8 protein-coding genes are annotated in these 10,308 nt (G+C 43.8%); 3 read left to right on the top strand and 5 right to left on the bottom strand.

Annotated features, from left to right (window positions below; genetic code table 11):
- Window positions 1-129 precede the first annotated feature (129 nt).
- From JGK22_RS23760 to JGK22_RS23750, 3 genes are read right to left on the bottom strand one after another with little or no spacing between them, the layout of a single operon-like run.
- The gene (locus JGK22_RS23760; RefSeq protein WP_293183005.1) at window positions 130-1,380 is read right to left on the bottom strand and encodes an FIST N-terminal domain-containing protein; all 1,251 of its coding nucleotides are present in this window, start codon (window positions 1,378-1,380) and stop codon (window positions 130-132) included.
- A 56-nt stretch (window positions 1,381-1,436) separates the two neighbouring features.
- Entirely contained in the window at window positions 1,437-2,711 is a 1,275-nt protein-coding gene (locus JGK22_RS23755) for a transposase (RefSeq protein ID WP_293183007.1), read from the bottom strand.
- A complete protein-coding gene (locus JGK22_RS23750; RefSeq protein WP_293183009.1) occupies window positions 2,702-3,301 on the bottom strand; it encodes an IS607 family transposase in 600 nt (199 codons plus the stop codon). Before JGK22_RS23750 ends, JGK22_RS23755 begins: the two co-directional genes overlap by 10 nt.
- Window positions 3,302-3,801: 500 nt before the next feature.
- Between JGK22_RS23750 and JGK22_RS23745 the strand changes: the two genes are divergently transcribed.
- The 3 genes from JGK22_RS23745 to JGK22_RS23735 all read left to right on the top strand — a co-directional run bounded on the left by JGK22_RS23745 (window position 3,802) and on the right by JGK22_RS23735 (window position 6,550).
- Window positions 3,802-4,038, top strand: a complete 237-nt coding sequence (locus tag JGK22_RS23745) for a Calvin cycle protein CP12 (protein ID WP_293151347.1) — start codon at window positions 3,802-3,804, stop codon at window positions 4,036-4,038.
- 311 nt (window positions 4,039-4,349) lie between these two features.
- The gene (locus JGK22_RS23740; RefSeq protein ID WP_293183011.1) at window positions 4,350-4,970 is read left to right on the top strand and encodes a DUF3177 family protein; all 621 of its coding nucleotides are present in this window, start codon (window positions 4,350-4,352) and stop codon (window positions 4,968-4,970) included.
- Between the two features lie 125 nt (window positions 4,971-5,095).
- Complete coding sequence (locus JGK22_RS23735) at window positions 5,096-6,550, top strand: hypothetical protein (protein WP_293183013.1); 1,455 nt, start codon at window positions 5,096-5,098, stop codon at window positions 6,548-6,550.
- On the opposite strand, the gene JGK22_RS23730 is transcribed toward JGK22_RS23735, so the two are convergent.
- A complete protein-coding gene (locus JGK22_RS23730) occupies window positions 6,483-9,944 on the bottom strand; it encodes a response regulator (RefSeq protein WP_293190613.1) in 3,462 nt (1,153 codons plus the stop codon). The two genes, JGK22_RS23735 and JGK22_RS23730, sit on opposite strands and share 68 nt — an antisense overlap.
- A 63-nt stretch (window positions 9,945-10,007) precedes the next feature.
- Entirely contained in the window at window positions 10,008-10,136 is a 129-nt protein-coding gene (locus tag JGK22_RS23725; protein ID WP_293183017.1) for a hypothetical protein, read from the bottom strand.
- Window positions 10,137-10,308: the final 172 nt, after the last annotated feature.

Here is a 10,308-nt window from a genome sequence, read left to right as displayed (position 1 = left end):
ACGGCAGTGCCGTGTCCCTACCGAAAATAATATTGTAGGGAAACGGCACTGCCGTCTCCTAATTTTGGCTACTAATAATTCCGATGCCACCGGATTTGAGATGATATCAACCATCAACAGTCAACAAAATTAGGAATTTTGGCGGCAAATCCCGAATACCGAGGTGTAACCGTGCAGAAATGTGCTGCCGCCGACGGGGCCGATTTCGCCGTTGCAGAAAAAGCCGCTCAAGGGGATGTTTTTGAGGTATCTGCCGAACAGTCGCGAGTCAAAGTTCGATTGACCGTAAAGCCCTTCCCCGCGCCCCAGACAGGAGAACATCAAGGCGCCGGCACTGGATGTACCCCTGTCCTCGGCCGATCGCTGATGCCGATCGAGCAGCATTTCTAGATCTTCTGCGGAGGTGCGGGCGTCCCGCAGGTGAAATTGGATGCGCTGTCCGGGACGGACTCGATCGCCGATCGCAATTGCCCCCACTTTCGGATCTACACCCAACAAATTGCGGATTAAAAAATCCCCAGGCTCTAATGTCATCTTGAATTCATCGCTGACTAAGCCGACAAATAACGAGTGCTGCGCTAATTCTCTGTCTGCTTCGCTCAAAGTTTGAACTAACTCTCGCAGGGCGTCTAAGGGCGATCGCTCGATGCCCCTGCTGCCCATATCGTCGGTTTGTTCTTCGAGTTTCAGCAAAATATTGCGCTCTCCTTCCGTCACCCGATAAGGATGCCCGATCGGTCTACAGCCTTGCGCGACGATCGTTTCCAGAACTATATTCCCGCTCAAAGCCACTCCCACCGTCCCTTCTCGGTACAACTGATAGTCGCAAAACAGCGCCGCACCTCTGCCCGCACCGTCCCCGCCGGCCAGTCCTCCTACCTTCGGCGCGCCCGGATAGGCATAATCGAGTCCTTGGAGCAAATCGTTAATTTGTGAGGAAAATGGGTCTGCCAAGATGATAAACTGCGGTTCTTCCTGGGCAGGCACACCCAAGACATTCACCCAAGTATCCGGGGGGCTGTCCAAGTCCGGCAGTTCTTCTGCACCGACGTGAAAAGTTCTGACGTTTACTCCAGGTAAGCGGGCTAAACTCAGGCTGACTGCGGGAGAACCCTCTACTTCTTCGGTGAGCCCGCCCCGGTTCGTGCCGATGACTCCTCCCCCGCCGCAGCCCAAAATCGCGGGCACGGGCAGCAATTCTCGCAGTAAAGGCATCAGCCGAGAATACTCGCTAGCAAAGGCAGATGAGATAAAGATCAGGGCTAAATCTGCCGGGCCTTCTAATTCGCGATCGGCTTGTTCTACAACTTCTTTCAGGGCTGATTCTAAAGACGGACGGGTTGATAAAGCACTGACCCATTGCATTTGGTTTTCGTACATAAGGCAAACTTCTCTATAAAAACTATTTCTATAGCTTGTAAAAGTATAGTCATTTATTACATGACACAGGAGGCATGAAGTCCCTCCCCCTTCTTTCTTACTTCGAGCGGATTGACCCGCCTCGGCTGAGCTACGCAGATCCCTATCCCATTGCTAAAAGCATTTGGGATTGCTTTTCTCATGATATTGTAAGACCCATTAACATCGGCATTAATTAATTGACCGCTCGATGTTTTGTACAATCCTCTCTTAATTCGTTTGCCACTAAACTTGACATCCTGGGCGCTATTCTGACCGTAAACAGAAATCGGGTCTAAAGAAATAAAACTGGAGACAGAAGTATATGATTCTTCCTGTAACATCACTCTTATCCCAACTAATGCAGCCTTATATTCCAACATCTCAATCAATCGATCATGAGGAATTGTGACGAAGTTCTGATTAGTTTTTTTCCCCAAATTTATCTCGTTTTTCCATTGTACATTTTTGCCAATTACCAGAGTCCCAATCTTGAGTTCTCTTAAAAGATTGATAATGTCACGACTGGCATGGTGCAAGTAATTATCGATTTTCTGGTTTCGACAACGAGTCAAGCGCTGAATTCTACGCGATGTTTGGCGCAGACCTTTCAATCGAGACTGTATATGTGCCTTACGTTTGTTGTAGAATTGATTAATTGATTTCAGTGGTCGCCCGTTAATCAGTAAAGGGACAAACCCCGGCTGATTTGAAGTTAGCGCTCCTAAATTATTCAATCCTAAATCTATACTAGCTACTGATTCTTTCTGATTTGCATCACTGGTGGACTCCGGCTCATCGTGAATTACCTCAATCGCATAAGAATCACACTTGGAAACTAACCTAACTTGACATATTTTCTCTGGTTTTACCTGAGTTTTAATTGAGATATCAGTCCCTGAAATTTTGATAATTCCTTTCGGTAATTGCTTACTACTAATCGCCTGAATTGTGTATACAACAAGGTTTCGCCCTTTGACTTTATCTTTATACTTAGGTAGTTTTGGGCATCCCGTGAATTTTGTGGGCTGCATTTTATAAGCTTTAACGGTTGCAAAAAAACCTTGCCAATTCTTGTCCAATATCATCAAGATTTGTTGGCTTACTTTCGCTGGCAATGCTTTGTATGCTGGATGAGATTTCATCAACTGAGCCATTTTGTTGTAGTTGAGATACCCCCATCCGTATACAAAGTTTTGGCGGATAACGTAGTTGGCAGCATTGTAGAGATTTTTTGATTTAAAGGCTAACCGATCGATAGTGGCGAAACGATGTTCTGTGGATTTAATGATATGTCTCTCTGCTAATTGCATTCAGACTCTCCATTTTTTAACTCGGCAATGATTCTCTCCGTTTTTCGTGCTCCCAGGCGTTGTCCGTAAAGTCGAGCAGCAAAACTTGTGACAACAGCCACTAAGTCTTGCATTAATTCATCTCGCCCATTGTCGGCTAAATTGACAATTTCTAGCTTAACTCCTGATCTTAGTAGAAGTATGTCTAGATAATGTGTGCCAAATCTAGCTAGACGGTCTTTATGTTCAATTAAAAGAATATTGTAGTCATCTTGTTGGAGTAAAGCTTCTAGTTGTTTTCTGTTGTCATTTAATCCGCTGCCAATTTCTTTGACATTTCTGACGATTTGATAACCGTTGGCTATCGCATATTCGGTTAATCGAAGTGATTGGCGGTTGAGATTTTCCTTGTTTTCAGAAGACGAGACTCGGCTGTAAATTGCAACTCGATTTTGTTTCAACTCCGAACGTGGTTTTTGTGGCGAATAGTCAACTATAATTAAACCGCTTTCTGTTTGCCGTGCCGGATGTGGTAGCTTGCCAGTCTTCCACCACCGCCAAGCTGTTGTATAACTGATGCCTATTGCTTTTGCGTAATCGGGTAGTTTCATTTTGCCCTCCTGACTATATGGTACTACTATTGCTTACTGTTGCTTATAGTTTTAATAAAGTTTTACAATACTTAGGCTAACCGGAACAGGCCACTGACGGGACGGTTTTATGGGGCGATCGATTCCCCTCGCAGTCCGCGATCGTGTTAACATAAGTTAACATGAGTCTCGACTCAATCTGTTTAGTGTTAAAAGCCGTGTTCAGCAAAATCTTAAAAGATAAAGCTCAATACAGTTTGACACACCAACTTCGTGTAGTGTTTTCATAAAAAGTCAGGTCAGCTCAACCTGCATTCATGCCTGTGGACTAGAACCCGCCGACGGGATCTGGGCAAAGCAGGAAGTAAAGACGGCGGCCGCGATCGCAGTTAGGGATGGTTTCTATCTGGGCTGCCACAGCAGCACATCTCAAGCTAGTATTAGTTGAGATCGCCAGACAGAAACGGCAAGTCAAACACAAGCTAACATCCAAAAAGAAAACCTTTCATACCAACAAGTTTATGACAACAACACCCGCAGGCAACATCGAAGAAAAAATTGAAGAAGAACTAGAAAGCGCTCGTACCGTCTGTGACTTGAAGGGCGCCACTTCCGGGGAATGTGCAGCAGCGTGGGACGCAGTTGAAGAACTGCAAGCTGAAGCTTCCCACCAAAAGCAAGTCAAACCTAAGAATTCTTTTGAAAAGTATTGCGACGACAATCCTGACGCTGCTGAGTGCCGCATCTACGACGAATAAACGAGCAACTTAGTTTTCTCCCTTCGATCCCGCGCCGAAATTAACTTTTGGCGCGGGATTTTTTGATCGGTTTATGAAGCAACTAAGGAATGAGAATTAAATAACTTACAATTTTTTTTATTGTTCTTGTGGGATGGGCGTCCCGCCCGTCCTTTCTGGACGGGCGGGACGCCCATCCCACAAATATGTGTAAATTATTTAATTCACGATCCTAAGAAGACCTAAAAAGACCGCCGTCTTATCTCATCCCTGCTTTTTGAGCGCTTTTGTAGTAAAATCTGTCAGAAATAAGTAAGTATATTTTCCCAAAGATGTTTAGTCTTTTATTGGCAGCCACCGGGCCTTGGTTTCAACCACTTGTGTGGATGGATTACCGGTTGTCGGTGTTATTAACCATTTCGATCCCGCTGGTAGTGCTGATTTGGGCTGTTTTTGCTTCATCTGACGCGATCGCCCGTTTGTTGATGATTTATTGGCGGGTGGCGAGTTTGTTGGCAATTACACTTTACCTGATGATGGCTGCACTGCCTGTAAGCTTTGTGTCGTCGGTGATGGGGAGGGCATTGATTCCTGCTTGTCTGTGGTTTTGGGAAGATTTAAACGACGAAATTGCCGATCGACCGCAGTCGTCTTTAAAGCTGGCTTTTACAGCTTGGCGGTGGGCGATTACTGTTTACAGCGGTTTGGGCGCCCTAGCTCAAATTCCCTTCTTAACCTGTGCCTTTAAATCTCAAATACAAGTAATTGACGAACCTTTTTGCAGCGTTTGGTTTGACCCGCCTTGGCTGTACAAACAGATGTTTCATGCTAAAGCAAGCCCTCAATTTTTGGGATTTTTGGGTTTGACAGGTTTAGCAATTTATGTGGTTTACTTATCATACTTTGTCCTAATTAGATTGGGAAAACAAGGCAGATCTGCTACAGGGAATTAAGTTGATTTCAAGGAAGTATTTGCTTCCTAAATTCCTGTTAATCTCTTCAAAAAAACTCAGAAATAAAAAACGGGGCAAATTTACGGAAAAATAAAAACAATAAGAGGATGGTAGAAGTGGGTGTAATGTTAGTGGAAAAGACTGTGATTGATAGCAAAGAAGCATACTTACAATGCTTAGAAAAGCTGATTTGGGCGATCGCTCGCCTCAACGCAGAAGTCGAACCAACCGAACTAGCTCGGATTGCCGAACTTATAGTTCAGCCGATGACCGGGCCCTGGCGGTTTTTCCATACTCCCGAACATATTTTTGAGGTCGGGGGAAATCAAGATGCGATCGAGGTTTTGGCAGCTTTATTTCACGATATCGTCTACGTACAAGTCGATCACAGCATTAACTTTAACGTCAGCTACTACATCACTCCTGTTACCAAAGAGGTTAACAAACAGCTACGGATTCGGGAGCAATCTGAACTCCCTGCTGATGCTACCTTAGAAATGGTAATGCTCATATTCGGTTTTGTACCCGGAGAAGTGCTCAATCCCTTCGTCGGACAAAACGAATTTCTCAGCGCTTTAGTTGCAGCAAAATCTCTCGAACCATTTCTCAAGCGCGAGCAATTGCTTCAAATTGTCGCCTGCATAGAAGAAACAATTCCGTTTCGCTCCGCCGAGTGGGGAGTAACCCCAACTCGGCGCCTTTATGACCGCTTGCAAGCAATAACTAGCCTGTTTCACCTCAGTTTAACTGATGAGCAAATACGGGAAACCGTGAAAAAAGCTGTGCGAATTGCCAACCGGGATGTAATTAGTTTTGCTCACGAAAGTTCAGCCCATTTTTTGGCAAATACCTGGAATTTACTACCGGAAACTAATCACAATATTACCAGCTACGGTTTTTATACGGTTCGCGACTACCGAGTTGCTTTGCTGAAGATGGAGGGTTTTCTGACTTATCTCAAGCCCGAGGTGATTTTTCGGCAGTTTGAGGGAACCCCAGACGATCGCACATATCAGCGCTGGGAAACTACTGCTAGGTACAATCTCGAAATTTCCCAGCTTTATCTGGGGTGCAAACTGGCTGCTATCGCCCTACTGGAAGCTCTTTCTTCCGGTTTGGGACTCGATGTTTCTCTGGCCATGATGATGGGAGAACTGCCAGATAGAGCCGATAAAGGCATCCGTCTGGAAAGCTTTTTTCCTGAAATAGAGAAACCTCACCAACCTCAAACTCCTTTAGAAACAGAAGTATTCAATTTATTAGAAAATGGGCGGGCGAAAAGCAGTTCTAATACCGATTTGGAAAACTCCCCCCTAGCAACGTTTATGGTCAAAATTGTGGGATTTGACGAAATGCGCTATCAGTGCGATCGGGCTAAGCAATTTTTTAGGGCCAATCTGGAAGCCGATGACTTTATTACCGACTTTAACCCCATCGTTACAGAAATTGTCGTTGACTCAATTCTTAAGTTGTTTGAAACCCGCAAATCTACTATCTACCGATACTACGATATCACTTCTGAGTTAAAGTCCAAACCCCAGACCAATTTTCCGGTACGCCTCTCTCAATCAAATGATTGACTCGCTCCAAATACAGTGCAGCCGTTTTATCGTCAGGATTAACGGCTAAAACTTGATAAAAACAGATTTTAGCAGCCTTAAATTCGTGAGAGCGATAATGTTCTAAACCCCGTTCAAAATCAGTCTGAGTTTGTAACTTCATTTCCCTGAGCAACTCTGTTTCTGCATCGAGGACTTCATAGATAGAAATTGGCTGCTGTTTTCCCTTGACAATTACTCTATCTAAAAAACGGATTTGATACTGTTCGCGATCCGTCAAATTATCCAAAACTTTCTCGGAAATTATCAAAGATACTCCATATAACTTAGTGAGACTTTCCAGACGAGAGGCTAAATTGACATTATCCGAAAAAGCATCTCCCTGCATTCTCTCCGCTTCCCCAACTATACCCACCATCATGTGACCAAAATGCACTCCTACGCCGACTTGAATCGGTGGATATCCGCTGTGTATGCGATCGGCATTATATTCGTACACTTGTTGCAGTTTAGCGATTCCACCTTTGACAGCATCGTCAGCACCGTTGGGAAAAACAGCCATCATCCCATCTCCTAAATACTTGACAATAAAGCCGTGATGTTCTCTAATTTTTGGACTTACTTCTCGCAGGTAATCATTAACAAAGTCAAAGTTTTGCTGCGGAGTCATCGTTTCGGAAAGGGCAGTAAACGAGCGAATATCGCTAAACATGACTGCCATTTGTTTGCTGACATGATTCCCTAATTGGATATCCACAATGCTTTCTTTTTTCAAAAAGTCTAAGAAAGCATCGGGGAAAAATCGCCCGTAGGCGCTATTAGTTTGCGATAAATTGATGTGAGACTTAATTCTGGTTAACAGTTCGTCTTTCGAGAAGGGTTTAGTTAGATAGTCATTTGCTCCGAATTGAAATCCTGCTATTAAGTCTGATACTTGATTTTTGGCAGTTAGCATCACTACGGGCAACTCGTGAGATGGGTATTTCTCTCTGAGTTTAGCGCAGACTTCATAACCAGACATTCTGGGCATCATGATGTCGAGAATGATTAAGTCAAAATGCACCCCGCTTTCCAAGAGTGATAAGGCTTGTTCGCCGTTTAGTGCCTGAATGACACTGTAATTTTGTAGAGAAAGGTGATTGTTTAAAACTTGCAGGTTAATCGGATCGTCATCAACTATCAAAAGTTTAAATTTTTCGACTTCTAATAGCGCAGTGGCTTGCTTTACTGGATTCGGAGCGGGTTTAGGCACATTCCAATTGGAGGATAGATAAGTTTTATTTCTGTTGTTTTCTGATTCTGAATCCTGAATTGGCGATGCTAGCTGCCGATTTATTCCTGCTTCGCTAGGATGAATGGTTTCGGGAGAAAGAGGTAGGGTAAATGTGAAACGCGAACCGATGCCGATTTGGGATTCTGCGTATATTTTGCCGCCGTGGAGTTCGACAAATTGTTTGGAGAGTGTCAAACCTAAGCCTGTGCCTCCGTATTGCCTGACTGTGGAACCGTCGCCTTGTTCAAATGGTTCAAAAATGCGATCGAGATTAGCGACAGAAATTCCGATTCCTGTGTCGGAAACCGTGACAGCTATTTGAAAATCTGGGTTTGATGCTGGGAGATTTGACGGGGACACTCCCAGAGATGTTTTGCCGTCGGTATCTACAATTGCTGCTGATATTTTTACCGTGCCGGATTCCGTAAATTTAATCGCATTTCCAATTAAATTGTAGAAGATTTGTTGCAGGCGGTTTTCGTCGGCTAAAACTAATGGCAAATCTGAATCGATGGCATTAATTAATTCTAAATCTTTGCCAGCCGTTAAATGTTGACAAACGGTGAGAATCACTTCGACAATTGACCTCAATCCTACACTCTGAAGCTGCAATTCTAGTTTCTGATTTTTGAGTTGGGCAAAGTCAAGAATGTTGTCAACAAGTTCGTTGAGTCGCCTGCCACTGCTGGCAATCATTGAGAGGTTTTGTTGTTGAATTTCTGATAACGTTCCGGTGGCGCCGTCAATCATTGATTCGGCAATGCCGATCATTCCGTTAAGGGGAGTTCGGAATTCGTGGGAAGTGTTGGCTAAGAATTCGTCTTTGAGTTTGTCGAGTTGCTGCAATTCTTGATTCTGAGTTTCTAGGGTATTGAAGGATATTTGCAGTTGAGATGCCATGCTGGTAAAGGATTTGGCTAGCTGCCCTACTTCGTCGGTGCGATCGAGATCCAGCTCAACTTTGTGCTCCCATTCTCCTCCCGCAAGGTTTTTGGCTGCTGCGTTTAATCGGAGAATTGGCTTTGTGAGCGATCGCGCTGTCAAAGTTCCAATAATTATTGATAGAAATAGGGCAGCGATACAAAGTAAAATAGTGCTGCGGGTGTTGCTATTGATTTCATCCATGAAATCGTTTGCTGGAATTACTACCACCACCAACCAATCCAGTCCTACCTGGTCTTTATAGGACAGAATATGTACAAAATTAGATTGATTGTTAAGTTTAAATTGTAGCTTTTGTGGTGGTTCAACTAAGCTCAAGTTGAAACTACTAATTATGTGTTTTGCTGCCGATGCAGTTAAGGGATTTGTGCTATCAATTGCTGGCAAGCGTTGCAATTTGCCACTGGCGTCAGTAATGTACGGTTTTTCCTCCGTCGAACTGCCAACTATTGCGCCCGATCGCTCCATAATAAATACCTGACCCGATCGACTAATTTTGATTTTTCTAAGAAAATCGCTAATTTGACCCAAAAGAATATCGACTGCCATGATGCCACGAAAGTCGCCCTTCTTATCATAAAATGGCTGAGCCACCGTGATTCCCAAATCGCCTTGAAAAAATGTATAAATCGCAGTCCATATCGGTGATTCGGCTGCGGTTGCACCAATGTACCAAGGGCGAGTTCGCAAGTCATAAGTTGGTTCAAAACGCAACAGCTTCGTTCGATCGCCGAAAGCATCTAGCTCATAAAAAGAACGTCGGGGAAAGTTTTCTGTAATTCTGGTAACTAATTGACCAGATTCCTCTCGACTAACTCCAATAAACTGACCTTCTTTCGTCCCTAAATAGATTTGACGCACCGATGAAAATATTTTTACCTGCTGCCAAAAGGAGCGTTCAGTTTCTAGAAAATCTTCAGGTCTCAGTTTCCCAAGTTGAGCTGCACCTGCGTTGAGTTGGACAATATTATAAGGTTTTTCTAAGTAATGCGCGAGGTGTTCTTGAATGCGCCCACTGATTTCGCCCTGCAAGTTGTCTGCAAGTTTTTGAATTGCTTGTTGTCCATTTTTGAACGACAAATATCCAACTATACTGACTACGGCGAAAGTTTGCACGACGAATGGCAATGTCAACGCTAAACCGAGGGGCATAGTACCAGATATTTTTGCGATCGATCTACTAATTATTTTCACTAACATAATAAATAGTCTAACTTCTCAGAGATCCAGCCCAAATCCGCAGATTGTTGCATTTGAGCATAATTAGTAATTAGTTTCAGCTAATTGGCGATCGCGAATTCCGCGCAAATTAGCAATACTGGCTGCGTGATGTAATAAAAAGCACCGAGTCAAACATACGCAAATTCCCCAATTTAACGCATTGTACCTCATGATATAAATCTCCGCTACACAATTATTCCCTGCTACTTTACATAATTAAGTGCGGCCTCATAGAATGTCTAATTAAGTCAACCCTCAACCCTCAACTCTCAACATCCATCTGTTACATCCATTAAAATATATTAGCCAACTTCCTTTCTTGTGTCACTCATCTAAGCTACCT

Source organism: Microcoleus sp. PH2017_08_TRC_O_A (genome assembly GCF_020738665.1).
In the GTDB taxonomy this organism is placed as follows: Bacteria; Cyanobacteriota; Cyanobacteriia; order Cyanobacteriales; family Microcoleaceae; genus Microcoleus.
Note: the sequence above shows the minus strand (reverse complement) of the source record. Positions and strands in the feature narration are given on the sequence as shown.

Excerpts from the sequence above, each read along its gene's own strand:
- JGK22_RS23735 (WP_293183013.1), top strand. The coding sequence starts at position 5,096 with ATGTTAGTGGAAAAGACTGTGATTGATAGCAAAGAAGCATACTTACAA.
- JGK22_RS23745 (WP_293151347.1), top strand. The coding sequence starts at position 3,802 with ATGACAACAACACCCGCAGGCAACATCGAAGAAAAAATTGAAGAAGAA.
- JGK22_RS23725 (WP_293183017.1), bottom strand. The coding sequence starts at position 10,136 with ATGAGGTACAATGCGTTAAATTGGGGAATTTGCGTATGTTTGACTCGG.
- JGK22_RS23750 (WP_293183009.1), bottom strand. The coding sequence starts at position 3,301 with ATGAAACTACCCGATTACGCAAAAGCAATAGGCATCAGTTATACAACA.
- JGK22_RS23760 (WP_293183005.1), bottom strand. The coding sequence starts at position 1,380 with ATGTACGAAAACCAAATGCAATGGGTCAGTGCTTTATCAACCCGTCCG.
- JGK22_RS23755 (WP_293183007.1), bottom strand. The coding sequence starts at position 2,711 with ATGCAATTAGCAGAGAGACATATCATTAAATCCACAGAACATCGTTTC.
- JGK22_RS23730 (WP_293190613.1), bottom strand. The coding sequence starts at position 9,944 with ATGTTAGTGAAAATAATTAGTAGATCGATCGCAAAAATATCTGGTACT.
- JGK22_RS23740 (WP_293183011.1), top strand. The coding sequence starts at position 4,350 with ATGTTTAGTCTTTTATTGGCAGCCACCGGGCCTTGGTTTCAACCACTT.